Genomic DNA, 17302 nt, shown 5'->3' on the forward strand with positions numbered 1-17302 from the left:
GCCCCGCGGCCTGAAATCAGCGGCCCAGCCGGCCACGGACCATGCCGACCATGGCTGTCATCTCCTCGATCCGCATGCGCTTGGCGGCGACGAAGAAGATTCCGCCCAGCACCAGGCCGCCGAGGACCAGTGACAGCAGTGAGGCGGCGGCACCGTGGCCCAGCGACTGCGACACAAAGTAGACGACGGCCCCCGCGGCGACCGCGGCGGGGATGCTCGCGCCGAACAGCCGGGCGTAGGTGCGCACCACGCGCTTGCCGTCGATGTCCCCGCCGAGGCGGTGGCGCAGCCGCTTCACCGCGACGCCCACGCCGATCGTGTAGGCCAGGCCGTAGCCGGCGGCCATGCCGACGACCGCCCAGCGGGCGGGCAGCAGGTAGAAGCACAGCGCCGCGGCCACCGCGTTGCAGGCCGCCACGATCACCGTGTTGTAGAAGGGGGTGCGGGTGTCCTCGTAGGCGTAGAAGCCGCGCAGGACGATGTACTGCACCGAGAAGGGGATCAGTCCGAGGCCGAAGGCCATCAGGATGAAGCCGATGTTCAGCGCGCCGCTGCCGGAGCCGCTGTACAGCAGGGTGGTCATCGGGACGCCGAGGGCCAGGAACGCGAAGGCGCACGGCACGATGGCCACGCCCGAGGTCCGCAGGCCGTAGGAGAGGTCGTCGCGCACCGCCGCGGCGTCGCCGTCAGCAGCGGCGCGGGAGATGCGCGGCAGCACGGCGGTCATGACGGAGACGGTGATGATCGCCTGGGGCATCTGCCAGAGCAGCAGCGCGTAGTTGAAGCCGGTGATGCCGGTGCCCTCCTGGCCCGCCTTCTCCGCCGCCGCGCCGGCCGCCGTCGCGAACTGGGTCAGCACGATCATGCCGATCTGGTTCGCGAGGACGAAGAAGAAGGTCCACTTGGCCAGCCGGGCCGCGTGGCCCAGGCCGTGGCCGCGCCAGTCGAAGCGGGGGCGGATACGGAAGCCGGCGTCGCGCAGGTAGGGGAGCATCGACAGCGCCTGCACGGCCAGGCCGAGCAGCGTGCCGATGCCGAGCAGCCGGACGCCGTCGGGGGTGATGGTCGCCGAGCTGACCCCGGTCGTGGTGAAGGAGCCGAAGGCCCAGATGAAGGCGCCGAAGGTGGCGATGGTGACGATGTTGTTGAGGACCGGGGTCCACATCATCGCGCCGAACCGGCCGCGGGCGTTGAGGATCTGGCCGAGCACGACGTGCACACCCATGAAGAACATCGTGGGGATGCAGTAGCGGGCGAAGGTGACCGCGACCTCGAACCGGACCGGGTCGGAGGCGATGTCGTGGGACATCGCCTGGATGAAGACGGGGGCCGCGACCACGCAGATCACGGTGACGACCGCCAGGCCGGTGACGACGAGGGTGAGCAGGCGGTTGGCGTAGGCCTCGCCGCCGTCCTCGTCGTTCTTCATGGCGCGGACCAGCTGCGGGATGAAGACCGCGTTGAGCGCGCCGCCGCCGACCAGGATGTAGATCATCGTGGGCAGCGTGTTGGCGACCTGGTAGCCGTCGTTCAGGGTGCCGACGCCGATCGCGGCGGCCATGACCAGGGTCCGCAGGAAGCCGGTGAGCCGGGAGACCAGGGTGCCGGCCGCCATGACGGCGCTGGACTTCAGCAGGCTGCTCCCGCGGCTGCCCGCGGCGGCCTGGACGGGCTCCACCACGGGCTCCGGCTCGGGAGCGGGCGGCTCCGGGTCGTCCCGGAAGAGGTGCGCGTAGGCGTCCGGCTGGGGTGCCTGGGCGCCCTGGTCGTCGGGGGCGTACGAGACGAGCTCGTCGACGCCCACGTAGCGGGTGGCCGCGTCGTCGGCGTAGGGCATCCGGTACGGCTGGTGGCCGTAGGGCTGCTGGCCGTAGCCCGGGGCCGGGTGCGCGGTGCGGTCGTACAGCGCATCGTCCACCGGGTCCTGCGCGGTGGGGTCCTGGCGCTGGTACGGATCGCGGGCATACGTGTCCTGCAGATACGGGTCGGGCACGGCGGGGGGCTGCCCGGGCTGGGCGGGGAACCGCTCCCCCGCTTCCCGTTCGCGTTCACCGTCGTACGGCGCGTTCATCACTGCCCCACCTCATCGGCCCCTGACTCGCTGACTATCGGTCCACCTTCTCACCCGTCCCGGACGGGTCCTTACTTTGCGCGGCGGTGTCCGCCGCCGGGTCACCCGGCTGCCCGGGCGCGGCTCCGTCCTGGGCACCTGCGGTGCCCTCGGCGGTGCCGTCGGCGGTGTTCTCCTCCGCGTCTTCCCCGTCCTCGGCCGCTTTCGCGTCCTCGTCGTCACCCTCGTCGTCTCCGTCGTCCCCGGCGGCGGCACGGCGCTTGCGCTGGTGGTACATCCGCACGCCGGCGAGGACGAGCATCAGCAGACCGACGGCGATCACCACCATGACGGTGGAGGTGATCGACGTGACGTCCACCGTGAAGGTGATCGGCTTGCCGTAGGCGACGTGGTCCTTGGTGTAGAGCTGCGCGGTGATGGTGTTGAGACCGTTGCGCGCCGCCGTCGCCGCGAACTTCAGGGAGCGGGTGTGTCCGCCCTCCACCGTGACCGGCTGGGGGGCGCCCGGATCCATGCTGTTGCCCTGGCTGGAGCTGAGCTCCAGCGTCAGCCCCTCGATGGTCTGGCCGAGCTCGTTCTTCACCGTCACCGGGATGGTGCCACTGCGGCCGGAGAGGGTGAGGGTACCGGTCTTGGGCAGGATCTGGACGAGCCCCATGAGATCGGAGAGGTATGTCCCGATCGCCGACCGGAAGGAGGCGGCGCCCCCGGGGTTGCCGCGCCACTCGGTGGACATCGACCGCAGCAGCGCCGTCGTGAACGGCGTCGTCACCCGGTCCTTGCGGCTGAGGATGACCAGGAAGCCGTTGAGCCTGGCCTGGGTGGCCTGGATCTGCCGGAACGCCTCCGTGCTCAGCTCGCGCTTGCGCAGGCTCGACGGGTAGGCCTTGCCGCTGGGCACCTTGCGGTTGGCCCGGGGGTCCGGAGTGGCCTTGGCGGCGTCGGAGAAGTCCATCGTCTCGGCCCAGGCGCTTGATTCGACGGAGGCGATGGCCTGGGCCATCGCCTGGGCCTGCGAGGCGCTGGGCATGCGCTGCGGCGCGACGACGATGCTGCGCTGCCGGTCGGGCGCCTGCATGGTGACCATCAGCGACTGGGAGAGGAACTTCTGGATCGCCAGCGTGGCGTTCTCGGCGCGCATCATGTCGCCCTCGAAGCCCTCGGAGAGCCCCGCGTCCGCCACGACGGCGGTGGTGCCGCCCCCGATGGGGCGGGCGGAGGTCGGCGTGTAGCCGGGCTGGCCGGGCTCGCCGAGGCTGTCGCTGCGGGCGATGACCTTGTCCGCGCCCGCGGAGGTGGCGACGTCGACGATGGAGGGGTCGACGGCACCCTGCACCGGCCAGGCCACGTCCGTGGCGGGCGTGATGTGCAGGACGGTCTCGAACGTCGTGGTCGCCAGCTCGGTGGCGGTGTTGAGGTGGGCCAGGGTCCCGGCGACGTTCTTGCCGTGGTGCGCGATCGAGGCGATGTCCGGGTCGGAGAACGGCAGGGCGATCACCTCGTCGCCCGTCAGTGCGGTCTTGAGGTCGGTCAGCCAGCGCTTGGCGTCGTCGGTCCCGGTGCCGGAGGTGGTGTGATCGAGATCACCGCCCGGACCCGCCACCTGGTAGCGCCGCGTCATCGCGTCGACGGTGGCGATCAGGTCCGGGTCGACCACCCAGGTGACCGGGAGGTTCCGGCCGAGCGTCACCAGCTGCTGGAGGCGCCCGCCGGGGGCCAGGTCCTGGGCGAGGTGGTCGTCGAGGAAGATCGGGCTCTGCTGGTCGTCGCCCTCGCTGCGCACGGCCAGGTGGGGGCGGTCGATCAGCGGCCACAGAAAGGTGTACCGGGTGCTCTTCGCGCTCGCGGTGGTGTACCAGGGAAGGAACGTCCGCTCGACGCCCAGGATCTGCCGGTAGCCGGTGGCCCGGGTCTGCCCGGCCAGGGAGATGCCGAGCTGGTAGACGCCGTCGGCGTCCAGGTGCAGGTCCTTGACGGGGATCTTGAGGGTGAATGAGCGGCTCATGCCGGCCGACAGGTCCTCGAGGCCGGCCGTGTGGCCGGCGATCTCGTAGCCGTCGACGCCGGGACTGTAGGTGCCGCGCCCGGCGGCGGTGCCGATGGCGCTGCGGGTGGTCAGGGGGCCGCCAGGGGCGACCTCGACGCCCATCTCGGCGTCGGTGACGGTCTGCTTGCCCTTGTTGGTGACCGTGCCCGTCACGGTGAGCGTGTCGCCCTTGGTGGGGACGGCGGGGGACAGCGAGTCCACCGACACGTCCACGCCGTGGCTCGAGGAGTCCGCGTGGGCCGCGGGAGCCGTCTGGGCCTGGAGCAGCCCGGCGAACATCGTGGCGCCGGCGAGCAGCGCCGCCGCTCGACGCAGCCTCGTACGGGCCGGAGCTGTCCCAGGGTGCTGTGCCGCCTCGCCCACGCGCTGGCCGTCCCTCGTCGTCATCGGATGTGCGTCCTGGAATGGTAACGATGCTCGATGAGTCGGAGTGCTGCGGCCGGGCCACAAGATCGGCACAATGAGGGCCGCGGAAGCTCCGTGGCGATCATGGGACGACACTAAACCGGTCCGCCGTAGGGCGCACGGGCACGTACCCTGTTCTGTTGTGCCGAATGCCAACAACGCCCCCCAGACCCTGAAGCCGGCGCCCGTCATCGCGCCGGTGGCCGAGGACCTCGGCCGCCGCTTCCAGGACGCCGGATTCCGTCTTGCCCTCGTCGGCGGTTCGGTCCGCGACACCCTGCTCGGCAGGCTCGGCAACGATCTGGACTTCACCACGGACGCCCGGCCCGACCATGTGCTCAGGATCATCCGCGGCTGGGCCGAGGCGGTCTGGGAGGTCGGCATCGCCTTCGGCACGGTCGGCTGCCGCAAGGACGGCTTCCAGATCGAGATCACGACCTACCGCTCCGAGGCGTACGACCGCACGTCCCGGAAACCCGAGGTCTCCTACGGCGACACCATTGAGGAAGATCTTGTACGCCGGGACTTCACCGTCAACGCGATGGCGGTCGCGCTGCCCGACCCCGAGTTCGTGGACCCCCACGACGGACTGAGTGATCTGGCCCAGCGGGTGCTGCGGACGCCGGGTACCCCGGAGGAGTCCTTCTCCGACGACCCGCTGCGGATGCTGCGGGCGGCGCGCTTCGCGGCCCAGCTGGACTTCGAGGTGGCGCCCGAGGTGGTCACCGCGATGACGGAGATGGCCGATCGGATCGAGATCGTCTCCGCGGAGCGGATCCGCGACGAGCTGAACAAGCTGGTCCTCTCCGACCACCCGCGCAAGGGCCTGCGTCTGCTGGTCGAGACCGGCCTGGCCGCCCGGGTGCTGCCGGAGCTGCCGGCGCTGATGCTGGAGCGCGACGAGCACCACCGGCACAAGGACGTCTACGAGCACACGCTGACGGTGCTCGACCAGGCGATGGCTCTGGAGACCGAGGGGCCGGACCTCGTGCTGCGCCTGGCGGCCCTGCTGCACGACATCGGCAAGCCGCGCACCCGGCGCTTCGAGTCCGACGGACGGGTCTCCTTCCACCACCACGAGATGGTGGGCGCGAAGATGACCAAGACCCGGCTGGCGAAGCTCAAGTACCCGAACGAGACGATCAAGGACGTCGCCCGGCTGGTGGAGCTGCACCTGCGCTTCCACGGCTACGGCACGGGCGAGTGGACCGACTCCGCGGTGCGTCGTTACGTGCGCGACGCGGGTTCGCAGCTGGAGCGGCTGCACAAGCTGACCCGCTCGGACTGCACCACGCGCAACAAGCGCAAGGCCGCCGCCCTGGCGCGTACGTACGACGGGCTAGAGGAGCGCATCGAGCGGCTGCGGGAGCAGGAGGAGCTGGACGCGATCCGGCCCGACCTCGACGGCAACCAGATCATGGGGGTCCTGGGGATCTCCCCGGGTCCGGAGGTCGGCAAGGCCTATGCGCATCTGCTGGAGCTGCGGATGGAGCACGGCCCGCTCGGTGAGGAGGCCGCGGTGACGGCGCTCAAGGAGTGGTGGGCCGCTCAGGGCGGCTGAGTCCCACGGGTCGGGAGTCCTCTCGAGCCGCGCGGACGCCGGAGGGGGGTCATGTTTCACGTGAAACATGACCCCCCTCCGGCATGACGGGGCGGATGTTTCACGTGAAACATGGCGATGGTGCCGTGCCTCACGCGAAACGGACCGGAGTGCGCGCGGTACTCACCGCCACCGCGGCATAGATCACGGCGAGCCCGATCACCAGGGCGGCGGAGCGGCCGTCGGCGGGCAGGATCAGGGCGCAGACCGCTGCCGCGCCGACGAAGGCCACATTGAAGAGGACGTCGTAGAGGGAGAAGACCCGGCCGCGGTAGGCGTCGTCGATCGAGGACTGGACGACCGTGTCGGTGGCGATCTTGGCTCCCTGCGTGGCGACGCCGAGAACGAAGGCCGCCACGAGTATCGGGACCGGGCGGAAGGGCAGCCCCAGCCCCGGCAGCAGGACGGCGGCCGAGGCCGCGCAGACGGTGATCCAGCCGAAGGTCCCGAAGCGTCCCGCCGACCACGGAGTGATCACTGCCGCGACGAAGAACCCCGCCCCGGACGCGGCGACCGCGAGGCCCAGGAGCGCCAGCCCGTCCCCACCGGAGTCGCCGCCGCCCGTACCGCCGCCGGCCCAGGCGTACCGGCAGAGCATGAGCACCGTCACCGTCAGCCCGCCGTAGCAGAAGCGCATCGCCGTCATCGCGGCCATCGCACGCGCGGCCCGCGGGCGGTCCCGCAGGTGCCGCAGCCCGTGGAGCAGGCCGCCGACGGTACTGCGCAGTGCCTCGCCGACCCGCGGCTGGACCCGGGTGGGATCGGGGCCCAGCAGATCGCGGCCCAGCGTCAGGGAGGTCAGCCCGGCCGACAGATAGATCAGGGCCGCCAGGAGCACGACCAGGGCGTCGGACGCCCGGCCCTCGGCGACCCCGAGGTGGATGAGGAACGCCATCCCGCCCCCCGCGGTCGCCGCGAGGGTGCCCGCGGTCGGGGAGAGCGAGTTGGCCATCACCAGGCGCTCGCCGTCCACCACGCGCGGCAGCGCGGCCGACAGGCCGGCCAGGACGAAGCGGTTGATGCCGGTGACCGAGAGGGCCGACAGATAGAACAGCCAGTCCGGCACCCGCAGCAGCATCAGGGCGGCGGTACCGGCCGAGAGCAGGGCGCGCAGCAGGTTGCAGTAGAGCAGCACCTGCCGCCGCCGCCAGCGGTCGAGCAGGACACCCGTGAACGGCCCCAGCAGCGAGTACGGCAGCAACAGCACGGCCATGGCGGAGGCGATGGCCGCCGGAGAGGTCTGCTTCTCCGGGGAGAAGACCACGTAGGCCGCCAGCGCCACCTGGAACACCCCGTCGGAGAGCTGCGACAGCAGCCGTACCGCCAGCAGGCACCGGAAGTCGCGGAAGCGCAGCAGCAGACGGAGATCGCGTACGACGGGCATGCGCACAGCCTCACACGACACACAGGCCCCCGGGTGTCATACCCGGGGGCCTGATGGGTCGCGTCGTGCGACGGGCGGTGAACGGTGGCTGAACCGCCGATCAGCGCTCGACCTCGCCGCGGATGAACTTCTCCACGTTCTCGCGCGCCTCGTCGTCGAAGTACTGCACCGGCGGGGACTTCATGAAGTACGAGGAGGCCGAGAGGATCGGGCCGCCGATGCCGCGGTCCTTGGCGATCTTCGCGGCGCGCAGGGCGTCGATGATGACACCGGCGGAGTTCGGGGAGTCCCAGACCTCGAGCTTGTACTCCAGGTTCAGCGGGACGTCGCCGAACGCGCGGCCCTCCAGGCGGACGTAGGCCCACTTGCGGTCGTCCAGCCAGGCCACGTAGTCCGAGGGGCCGATGTGGACGTTCTTCGCGCCCAGGTCGCGGTCCGGGATCTGGGAGGTGACGGCCTGCGTCTTGGAGATCTTCTTGGACTCCAGGCGCTCGCGCTCGAGCATGTTCTTGAAGTCCATGTTGCCGCCGACGTTCAGCTGCATGGTGCGCTCGACGATGACCCCGCGGTCCTCGAAGAGCTTGGTCAGCACGCGGTGCGTGATCGTGGCGCCGACCTGGGACTTGATGTCGTCGCCGACGATCGGCACGCCGGCCGCGGTGAACTTGTCCGCCCACTCCTTGGTGCCCGCGATGAACACCGGCAGGGCGTTGACGAACGCGACCTTGGCGTCGATGGCGCACTGCGCGTAGAACTTGGCGGCGGCCTCGGAACCGACCGGCAGGTAGCAGACAAGCACGTCGACCTGGCGGTCCTTGAGGATCTGGACGACGTCCACCGGCTCCTCGCCGGACTCCTCGATGGTCTCGCGGTAGTACTTGCCGAGACCGTCGAGGGTGTGGCCGCGCTGGACGGTCACGTCCGTCTGCGGCACGTCGCAGATCTTGATGGTGTTGTTCTCACTGGCACCGATGGCGTCGGCCAGGTCGAGCCCGACCTTCTTGGCGTCCACGTCGAAGGCCGCCACGAACTCGACGTCACGCACGTGGTACTCGCCGAACTGCACGTGCATGAGGCCGGGCACGCGGCCGGCCGGGTCGGCGTCCTTGTAGTACTCGACACCCTGCACCAGCGACGCGGCGCAGTTGCCCACGCCCACGATGGCTACGCGAACCGAACCCATTCCGGTTGCTCCCTGTGTGATCGTCACGAGGATCCCCGGTCGCTGCCGGGTCCCTCGTCGTTTTCCTGTTGGTTGTCCTGCTCGGCGTCCGAGGACGGAGCGGACAGGGGCCTGCTGCGCCCCGCCCGCTCCGTCTCGATCAGCTCGTTCAGCCAGCGGACCTCGCGCTCCACCGACTCCATGCCGTGCCGCTGCAACTCGAGCGTGTAGTCGTCGAGCCGCTCACGGGTGCGCGCGAGGGACGCGCGCATCTTCTCCAGGCGTTCCTCCAGGCGGCTGCGCCGACCTTCGAGGACACGCATCCGTACGTCCCTGGACGTCTGGCCGAAGAAGGCGAAACGAGCAGCGAAGTGCTCGTCCTCCCATGCGTCCGGTCCGGAGTGGGCGAGCAGTTCTTCGAAGTGCTCCTTGCCGGCCGCCGTCAGCCGGTACACGATCTTCGCTCTCCGGCCGGCCAGCGGCGTGGTGAGCGGATCGGACTCGGGGCCGGTCTCCTCGACCAGATAGCCCTGAGCGACCAGTGTCTTGAGGCAGGGGTAGAGGCTCCCGTAGCTGAACGCGCGGAACACACCGAGCGAGGTGTTGAGCCGTTTCCGCAGCTCATAACCGTGCATCGGGGATTCGCGCAGCAAGCCCAGGACGGCGAACTCGAGGATGCCCGAGCGTTTGCTCATGCCCTCTTCCCGCCTCCGTCCTTGCAGTCGTCGCCTCTTATCTCGCCGCGATGTATCGGCTCGATACATCGTGACGATAGAACGCCCGACCGGGGCCCGCAAGGTGCCGCACGGTGACCGACGTCACATCGGGAAATCTGCACAGCGTCAACCGCCCCTTATGTGATGAACATCGGGCTAGCAGGTCTTTTGACCCTGCGTACTCTGTTCGCCATGCAGAGCACCGGGAACCGTGGGGCGCAAGTGAGCGTCCTTGTCCGTGGTGCAGTGCGGCCAACGCACGCCGGGGGGACCGGAAAACCACTGCCGCTTTCAGGCGATTCCGCCTGTCCTAGGAGTAGCTGTTCATGAGCGAGCACCGTCGCAAGCCGCCGCAGACGCCGCCCGGCGGCGGCCGCGCAGCCGCCCGGCGCGGCGCGCAGCAGCAACCCCCGCCGCCAGGAGGCCGGCGGGAAGCGCCGCCATCGCAGTCGTACGGCACACGCGGACCCGGTCCGGCCCAGGGCACCCAGGGCACGGGCGGCGGTCCGCGTCAGCAGCCCCCCCGGGGCAGCGCCGCCGCGGGTCAGGGCGGACGGCCGTCCGGTCCGGGCCAGGGGGCACGTCAGAGCGCCGGCCACGGCGCGGTCCCGGGCCCGGGTGCGGGTCAGGGCGGACGCCGGGGCGGGGGCGAGCCCGCGTACCAGGGGCGCGCCGCCGCACGCCGCGCGGCCCAGGCCAATCAGAAGGGCGGCGGACGTCGCCGCACCGCGGAGGCGGGCGCCGGGGGCGGGCGCGGAGGCGGCCAGCCGCCGAAGAAGCGCATCCTCGACTACCCCCGCTGGGGCAGGGACGGCTGGCAGCGCTGGGTGCCGTCCTGGAAGCTCGTGTCGGGTCTGTGCGTCTTCTTCTTCGGCAGCCTGGTGGCGGCCGCGGGCATCGGTTACGCGATGGTCGGCATCCCCAACGAGAACGACGCCGCCAAGTCCCAGAACAACGTCTTCTTCTGGGCCAACGGCGACCGCATGGTGGCGACCGGCACCGGTGCCAACCGGCAGAACGTCACGCTCGCCGAGATCCCGAAGTCGATGCAGTACGCGGTCATCTCCGCGGAGAACAAGAGCTTCGAGAAGGACTCCGGCGTCGACCCCATGGGTATCGGCCGCGCGCTGTTCAACATGGCCAAGGGCGGTGACGCGCAGGGTGGTTCCACGATCACCCAGCAGTACGTCAAGAACACCTACCTGAGCCAGGAGCAGACGGTCAGCCGTAAGTTCAAGGAACTCTTCATCTCCATAAAGGTGGGGACGAAGCTCAGCAAGGACGAGATCCTCCAGGGCTACCTGAACACCGCGTACTACGGACGCGGTGCCTACGGCATCCAGGCGGCGGCCCAGACCTACTACGGCGTGGACGCCGAGAAGCTCAACGACAGCCAGTGCGCCTTCCTGGCCGCGCTGCTCAAGGGCCCCACGTACTACGACCCGGCCGGCGCCACGAGCATCGACCCGATCGCGACGCCCGAGGCGAACCGGAAGAACTCCGAGGACCGCTGGCGCTGGATCCTCGGTGAGATGTACAAGGACGGCCACCTGACCAAGCCCCTGTACGACAAGGCCGTTTCGGGGTACCCCGAGCCGCAGGGCCTGAAGGCCACCAAGGGCATGACCGGCCAGATCAGCTACCTGGTGGACACCGCCAAGAACTACGTGCTCAGCCACTCCAAGATCAGCCGGGCGGAGCTCGACCAGGGCGGCTACCAGATCTACACGACCTTCGAGAAGCCGAAGGTGGACGCGCTGGCCAAGGCGGTCAAGAAGGTCGAGGACGCCAACCTCAAGCCGAACAAGCGGGAGCTGGACAAGTACGTGCAGTTCGGTGCGGCCTCGGTGAAGCCGAACGACGGCGCGATCGTCGCGATCTACGGCGGCGCCGGCTTCGAGCACAACCACTTCACCAACAACGCCAACACCTCGGGTGTGCCGGTCGGTTCGACGTGGAAGCCGTTCGTGCTCGCCGCCGCCATGGAGTACGGCACGTACCGGAGCCACGGCGAGGGGATCTCGCCGCTGAGCAAGTACAACGGCAACGACCACCTGAGGGTCAAGAACAACGACGGCACCGATGTCCTCAAGAAGGACAACACGCCGTTCTACCAGGAGAACGAGAGTCCCCACGCCTGGGGCTTCATCACGCTGCGCAAGGCGATGGAGCAGTCCATCAACACCCCCTTCGTGCAGCTCGGCATGGACGTCGGCATGGACAAGGTGGCCTCGGTCGCCGAGAAGTCCGGCATCCTGAAGACCTCGATGGCCTACCAGAACCCCTCGTTCGCGCTGGGTACCTCGACCCCGAGCGCCATTCGCATGGCCGACGCCTACGCGACCTTCGCGGCCTCGGGCAAGCACGTGGAGCCGTACTCGGTCACGGCGGTCAAGCAGGGCGGTGTGGAGGTGCCCGGCTTCGACAAGCCGAAGGCCACCGAGGTCATGCCGTCGGAGGTGGCGGACAACGTCACCGACACGCTGGAGAACGTGATCAAGAACGGTACGGGTATGAAGGCGCTGGCGCTGGGCCGGACGGCGGCCGGCAAGACCGGTACGACCGACAGCAACAAGTCGGCCTGGTTCGTCGGCTACACCAAGCAGCTGTCGACCTCGATCGCGATGTTCCGCGAGAACCCGAAGACCCACAGCCTGCTCTCCATGAACGGCACGGCGGGTGTGGAGTCCATCCACGGTGGTGACATCCCGACCCAGGTCTGGACCGAGTACATGAAGGCGGCGCTCAAGGGCACGCAGGACGTCCCCTTCCCGGACCCGGTCAAGATCGGCGACATCCACGACGAGCTGGGCGCCCCGGCGTCGTCGAGCCCGTCCGTGTCGTCCTCGCCGACCGAGAGCGCGAGCACGCCGCCGACCCCGACGTTCACGCCGCCCACCCAGTCGCCCACCGCGACGGCGACCGAGACCTGCCGAGGGTTCTTCGGCTGCCAGAACGGCGGCGGTGGCAACGGCGGTGGCGGCAACGGCGGCGGTGGCAACGGCGGTGCAGCCAATGGCGGTGCGGCCAATGGCGGCGCCGACGGCGGCGGCACGGACGGCGGGGCCTCCGGCACACCGAGTTCGACCCCGTCCTCCAGCAATACCAAGGGCACCGGCCTCTTCGCGGGGGCCAACGGCTGAGGCCCCGTCCGGGGACCGCACCCGCACCGATCCGCGGCCGCGGAGGGCACCACGCCCTCCGCGGCCGCGGCCGTTCGTGATCGCGTCGGGATTGGGACAGCCCCCGCTCAGCCGCGTAGGGCAGGATGTCCGCATGACGAGCGTGCGCGAAGACCACCACCGGGAGGCCGGGGCGGCCGAGGAGCCCCGCGAGGCCGAGGAGGTCGTGCCTCCGACGGAGGAGGACCCGGTCGCCCGGGCCGGCAGCGAGGTCATCGGAGGGCCGCTGGGGCGGTTCGCCGCCGTGGGGCAGCGCGGGTGGTGGAACCCGCTGCGGGTGATCGTGCTGGTGGCGATCGGGATGTTCGCGCTCGGCATGGTGCAGAAGCTGCCCTGCTACGACAGCGGCTGGTTCTTCGGCGCGAACGCGCAGTACAGCCACGCCTGCTACTCGGACATCCCGCACCTGTACTACGGGCGCGGTTTCGCCGACGACCTGGTGCCGTACTTCGACCGCATCCCGGACACGGTCTCCGGCGGCATGGGCTACCTGGAGTACCCGGTCCTGACCGGTGTCTTCATGGAGGTCGCCTCCTGGCTGACCCCGCACGGCGGCACGATCCAGCACCGCGAGCAGATCTACTGGCTGGTCAACGCGGGGATGCTGATGGCGTGCACCGCGGTCATCGCGGTCTGCGTGGCCCGCACCAACCGCCGCCGGCCCTGGGACGCGCTGCTGGTCGCCCTGGCACCCGCGTTCGCGCTGAACGCCACGATCAACTGGGACCTGTTCGCGGTGGCCCTCGCCGCCGCCGGGATGATGCTGTGGTCCCGCAGCCGCCCGCTGGCCGCCGGCATCCTGATCGGCCTGGCGACGGCCGCCAAGCTGTACCCGGTGCTCCTGCTCTGGCCGCTGTTCGTACTGGCCCTGCGGGCCGGGAGACTCAAGGCGTGGAGCGTCACCCTGGCCGGGGCCGCGGGCGCCTGGGTCGTGGTGAACCTGCCGGTGGCGATCCTCGCCCCCGAGGGCTGGTGGCGGTTCTACGCCTTCAGCCAGGAACGGGGCGTCGACTACGGCTCGTTCTGGCTGGCCATCACGCAGACGACCGGCATCTCGATCGACAGGAGCGTGGCGAACCTCGGCGCCATGGTGCTGATGGCGCTGCTGGCGGTCGGCATCGGTCTGCTGGCGCTGTGGGCGCCGCGGCGGCCGCGCTTCGCCCAGTTGGCCTTCCTGATCGTCGCGGCCTTCGTCCTGACCAACAAGGTCTACTCACCGCAGTACGTGCTGTGGCTGGTGCCGCTCGCCGCGCTCGCCAGGCCGCGCTGGCGCGACTTCCTGATCTGGCAGGCCGCCGAGGTCATGTACTTCCTCGGCATCTGGTTCTACCTGGCGTACACCACGGGCGGCGGCAACAAGGGGCTGCCGATGTACGGCTACGACCTCGCCATCGCGGTGCACCTGGTGGGGACGCTCTACCTGTGCGCGGTCGTCGTCCGCGACGTGCTCCTCCCCGAGCGCGACCCGGTCCGCCGGGACGGTTCGGACGACCCCTCCGGCGGTGTGCTGGACGAGGCGAGGGACAAGGTCTCCCTGGGCGGCTCGGGCCGGCGCGCGCGCCACGCCGCCCCCTTCGCCGGCCCGGAGGGCCCGTACGGCCCCGGGACGCCGGTCCAGCAGCCCGTGCGGTGGGGTGTGGACCCGAACCCGCCCGCCTGATCCCGGCGGCGCTCCTGAGGCCCTCGCAGCGCTCGGCGGTGCGGGGGCCTCCTTGTGTGCGGACGCGGACGCGGAGCGCGGCGTCAGCGGTCGACGACGCGGTCGAACTGGGTCGTCGTGTGCCGCAGATGGGCCACCAGCTCGTCCCCGACGGCGGGCGGGGCCACGTCGCCCGGCAGGAAGAGGATCGACACCTGCATGTGCGGCGGCTCGGCGAACCAGCGCTGCTTGCCCGCCCACACGAAGGGGGACAGGTTGCGGTTGATGGTGGCGAGCCCCGCACGGGCGACGCCCTTGGCGCGCGGCATGACGCCGTGCATGGCCTTGGGGGCCTCCAGGCCCACCCCGTGGGAGGTGCCGCCCGCCACGACCACCAGGTGGCCGTCCTCGCCCGCCTTCTGCTGGCGGTAGCCGAAGCGCTCGCCCTTGGCGACGCGGGTGACGTCCAGGACGGCGCCGCGGTACTCGGTGGCCTCGTGGTCGCCGAGCCAGAGCCGGGTGCCGATGCGGGCGCGGAAGCGCGTCTGCGGGAACTGGGCGCGCAGCCGCTCCAGCTCGCCCGCCTTGAGGTGGCTGACGAACAGCGTGTGCAGCGGCAGCCGGGCCGCGCGCAGCCGCTCCATCCAGGTGAAGACCTCCTCCACCGCGTCGGAGCCGTCGGTGCGGTCCAGCGGCAGGTGGATGGCGAAGCCCTCCAGGCGGACGTCGTCGATGGCCGAGTGCAGCTTGACGAGGTCGTCCTCGCTCACGCCGTGGCGCTTCATGCTGCTCATGACCTCGATGACGACCCGCGCGCCGACCAGGCCGCGCACGCCCTCCACCGACGAGACGGACCTGATGGCGCGGTCCGGCAGCGGCACCGGCTCCTCGCCCAGCCGGTACGGGGTGAGGACGAGTAGGTCGCCGCCGAACAGGTCCTTGATCTGCGCGGCCTCGTACGTCGTGCCGACCGCCAGGATGTCCGCGCCCAGGCGGATGGCCTCCTCCGCCAGGCGCTCGTGGCCGAAGCCGTATCCGTTGCCCTTGCAGACCGGGATCAGCCCCGGGAACTGCTCCGCCACGGACTGCTGGTGCGCACGCCAGCGCACGGTGTCGACGTACAGGGAGAGCGCCATCGCGGGTGGGGTGGCCTTTCGGGTCGGCGGACGGACGGGCGGGTCAGCGGCGGGACATGTAGATGTCGAGCGCCTTGTGGAGCAGCTTGTTGAGCGGGAAGTCCCACTCGCCCAAGTATTCGGCAGCCTGCCCACCGGTGCCCACCTTGAACTGGATGAGCCCGAAGAGGTGGTCGCTCTCGTCCAGGGAGTCGCTGATGCCGCGCAGGTCGTACACGCTCGCGCCGAGCGCGTAGGCGTCCCGCAGCATGCGCCACTGCATGGCGTTGCTGGGCCGCACCTCGCGCTTGTGGTTGGCGGAGGCCCCGTACGAGTACCAGACGTGCCGGCCGACAACGAGCATCGTGGCGGCGGCGACCGCCTCGCCCTCGTGCGTGGCGAAGTACAGGCGCATGCGGTTGGGGTCCTCGGCGTTGAGCACCTGCCACATGCGCTGGAAGTACGACAGCGGGCGCGGCCGGAAGTGGTCGCGCTCGGCCGTCACCTCGTACAGCTGCTGCCAGACCGCGAGGTCGTCGTAGCCGCCCTGGACGACCTCGACGCCGAGCTTCTCGGCCTTCTTGATGTTGCGGCGCCACAGCTGGTTGAAGCCCTTCTGGACGTCGTCCAGGCTGCGGTCCTCGAGCGGCACCTGGAAGACGTAGCGCGGCTGCACGTCGCCGAAGCCGGCGCCGCCGTCCTCGCCCTGCTGCCAGCCCATGCGGCGCAGGCGGTCGGCCACCTCGAAGGCGCGGGGCTCGATGAAGGTCGCCTCGACGTCGCGCAGGCGCTTGACGTCCGGATCGGCGATGCCCGCCTTGATGGCGTTCGCGTCCCAGCGGCGGATCACCACGGGCGGGCCCATCTTCACGGAGAACGCGCCCTGCTGCTTCAGATGCGCGAGCATCGGGCGCAGCCAGTCCTCCAGGTTGGGCGCGTACCAGTTGATCACCGGGCCCTCGGGCAGGTACGCCAGGTACCGCTTCACCTTGGGCAGCTGCCGGTACAGGACCAGGCCCGCGCCGACCAGTTCACCGGTCCTGTCGTCGAACCAGCCCAGGTTCTCCGAGCGCCATTCGGTCTTGACGTCCGCCCAGGCGGGGACCTGGCAGTGGCTCGCCGAGGGCAGGCTCTGGATGTACGCCAGGTGCTGTTCCCGACTGATGGTCCTCAGGGTCAAGCTCATGCGGGGCGCTCCCCATCGCTGCTGCGGCTAAGGCGTCTCTGTCTGCACTACTACTGCGCCGAAGCCTACTGCGAACGGCGAACGCCCCTGCGAGGGCTGTGGACAACCGGAGGCCGCGGCTCGGGCCCGGACGGCCCGGAGCCGGGCCCGGCCGGGCCCGGGGGCGGCGTCGCGGGACGCCGCCGCGTGACCGTGCCGCGTGCCTGCTATCCCCCCAGCACTCCGCCGAAGAGACCGCCGTGGGCCATGCCGATGTAGAAACCGATGCCGGCCAGGCCCATTCCGATGATGAAGACGAAGCGCTCCGCGGTGGTGACCGAGCGGTACTGCCCGTAGGCGCCGACCAGGAGCCCGATGAGGCCGGCCCAGGAACTCAGCAGGTGCAGTCCGCTCCAGAAGGCGGCGATGGAGGCCAGCAGGCCCAGTACGAGCGTCGCTACGGCGAGGCCGTTCTCCACCGGGTGCGGCTGGCCGTCGCTGTTGAAGGTGAACCGGGAGAGCCGGAAGCGGTGGTGGTGGGCGTCGGTGGTGGGTCGTACTGCCTGTGCCATGGGGCACCTCCGTGATGGAGAAGTGGCGCATCGTAGCGCCGGACACACCCGATGTGTACAGATTGGGGGCTTCCACCCGCGGATTTCAACCGGAAGCACGGGGCCGGGTAGTGTGTACCGTCTGCACCGGTGTCTGTGCAGGCCCCTGCAACGGTCCGCAAGGTCTCCGGGATGCGATCCACGGAAGGCCCAGGGCGTTGTCGGTGGCCCGCGATACCGTTGCGACGCGATGCAAACCCTCCTG

General features: G+C 70.3%; 11 protein-coding genes. 3 read left to right on the plus strand and 8 right to left on the minus strand.

What is annotated here, in order from left to right:
* Positions 1 to 16: 16 nt before the first annotated feature.
* Both murJ and ACIP64_RS35420 read right to left on the minus strand, forming a co-directional pair.
* Positions 17 to 2071 (minus strand): murein biosynthesis integral membrane protein MurJ, encoded by a 2055-nt coding sequence (murJ, locus tag ACIP64_RS35415; protein ID WP_401595237.1) that lies wholly within the window; start codon positions 2069 to 2071, stop codon positions 17 to 19.
* A 34-nt stretch (positions 2072 to 2105) separates the two neighbouring features.
* On the minus strand, positions 2106 to 4505 hold the full coding sequence (locus ACIP64_RS35420; protein ID WP_401595240.1) for a DUF6049 family protein: 2400 nt from the start codon (positions 4503 to 4505) through the stop codon (positions 2106 to 2108).
* Positions 4506 to 4665: 160 nt separating this feature from the next.
* Here ACIP64_RS35420 and ACIP64_RS35425 point away from each other — a divergent pair, with 160 nt between their 5' ends.
* Positions 4666 to 6084, plus strand: a complete 1419-nt coding sequence (locus ACIP64_RS35425; RefSeq protein ID WP_401595243.1) for a CCA tRNA nucleotidyltransferase — start codon at positions 4666 to 4668, stop codon at positions 6082 to 6084.
* Positions 6085 to 6214: 130 nt separating this feature from the next.
* Here ACIP64_RS35425 and ACIP64_RS35430 read toward each other — a convergent pair whose 3' ends face one another.
* From ACIP64_RS35430 to ACIP64_RS35440, 3 genes are all read right to left on the minus strand, one after another.
* The gene (locus tag ACIP64_RS35430) at positions 6215 to 7507 is read right to left on the minus strand and encodes an MFS transporter (protein ID WP_401595245.1); all 1293 of its coding nucleotides are present in this window, start codon (positions 7505 to 7507) and stop codon (positions 6215 to 6217) included.
* Between the two features lie 100 nt (positions 7508 to 7607).
* Entirely contained in the window at positions 7608 to 8690 is a 1083-nt protein-coding gene (locus ACIP64_RS35435) for an inositol-3-phosphate synthase (RefSeq protein WP_401595248.1), read from the minus strand.
* Between the two features lie 23 nt (positions 8691 to 8713).
* The gene (locus ACIP64_RS35440; protein WP_401595250.1) at positions 8714 to 9364 is read right to left on the minus strand and encodes a helix-turn-helix transcriptional regulator; all 651 of its coding nucleotides are present in this window, start codon (positions 9362 to 9364) and stop codon (positions 8714 to 8716) included.
* A gap of 347 nt (positions 9365 to 9711) precedes the next feature.
* On the opposite strand from ACIP64_RS35440, the gene ACIP64_RS35445 reads away from it, so the two are divergent.
* The gene (locus tag ACIP64_RS35445) at positions 9712 to 12528 is read left to right on the plus strand and encodes a transglycosylase domain-containing protein (RefSeq protein WP_401595252.1); all 2817 of its coding nucleotides are present in this window, start codon (positions 9712 to 9714) and stop codon (positions 12526 to 12528) included.
* Between the two features lie 133 nt (positions 12529 to 12661).
* Entirely contained in the window at positions 12662 to 14227 is a 1566-nt protein-coding gene (locus ACIP64_RS35450; RefSeq protein WP_401595255.1) for a glycosyltransferase family 87 protein, read from the plus strand.
* An 83-nt stretch (positions 14228 to 14310) separates the two neighbouring features.
* Here ACIP64_RS35450 and ACIP64_RS35455 read toward each other — a convergent pair whose 3' ends face one another.
* The 3 genes from ACIP64_RS35455 to ACIP64_RS35465 form a co-directional block, all read right to left on the minus strand.
* Positions 14311 to 15342, minus strand: a complete 1032-nt coding sequence (locus ACIP64_RS35455; RefSeq protein WP_401595258.1) for an alanine racemase — start codon at positions 15340 to 15342, stop codon at positions 14311 to 14313.
* A gap of 43 nt (positions 15343 to 15385) precedes the next feature.
* Entirely contained in the window at positions 15386 to 16507 is a 1122-nt protein-coding gene (locus tag ACIP64_RS35460; protein WP_360904454.1) for a peptidoglycan bridge formation glycyltransferase FemA/FemB family protein, read from the minus strand.
* Between the two features lie 206 nt (positions 16508 to 16713).
* Complete coding sequence (locus tag ACIP64_RS35465) at positions 16714 to 17058, minus strand: hypothetical protein (protein WP_401595260.1); 345 nt, start codon at positions 17056 to 17058, stop codon at positions 16714 to 16716.
* Positions 17059 to 17302: the final 244 nt, after the last annotated feature.

It is taken from the genome of Streptomyces sp. NPDC088733, from assembly GCF_044751185.1.
Lineage (GTDB): Bacteria > Actinomycetota > Actinomycetes > Streptomycetales > Streptomycetaceae > Actinacidiphila.

Bases quoted from the DNA above. Each gene is read 5' to 3' on its own strand.
- ACIP64_RS35450 (WP_401595255.1), top strand. From the start codon at position 12,662: ATGACGAGCGTGCGCGAAGACCACCACCGGGAGGCCGGGGCGGCCGAG.
- ACIP64_RS35460 (WP_360904454.1), bottom strand. From the start codon at position 16,507: ATGAGCTTGACCCTGAGGACCATCAGTCGGGAACAGCACCTGGCGTAC.
- ACIP64_RS35435 (WP_401595248.1), bottom strand. From the start codon at position 8,690: ATGGGTTCGGTTCGCGTAGCCATCGTGGGCGTGGGCAACTGCGCCGCG.
- ACIP64_RS35455 (WP_401595258.1), bottom strand. From the start codon at position 15,342: ATGGCGCTCTCCCTGTACGTCGACACCGTGCGCTGGCGTGCGCACCAG.
- ACIP64_RS35445 (WP_401595252.1), top strand. From the start codon at position 9,712: ATGAGCGAGCACCGTCGCAAGCCGCCGCAGACGCCGCCCGGCGGCGGC.
- ACIP64_RS35420 (WP_401595240.1), bottom strand. From the start codon at position 4,505: ATGACGACGAGGGACGGCCAGCGCGTGGGCGAGGCGGCACAGCACCCT.
- ACIP64_RS35440 (WP_401595250.1), bottom strand. From the start codon at position 9,364: ATGAGCAAACGCTCGGGCATCCTCGAGTTCGCCGTCCTGGGCTTGCTG.
- ACIP64_RS35430 (WP_401595245.1), bottom strand. From the start codon at position 7,507: ATGCCCGTCGTACGCGATCTCCGTCTGCTGCTGCGCTTCCGCGACTTC.
- murJ (WP_401595237.1), bottom strand. From the start codon at position 2,071: ATGAACGCGCCGTACGACGGTGAACGCGAACGGGAAGCGGGGGAGCGG.
- ACIP64_RS35465 (WP_401595260.1), bottom strand. From the start codon at position 17,058: ATGGCACAGGCAGTACGACCCACCACCGACGCCCACCACCACCGCTTC.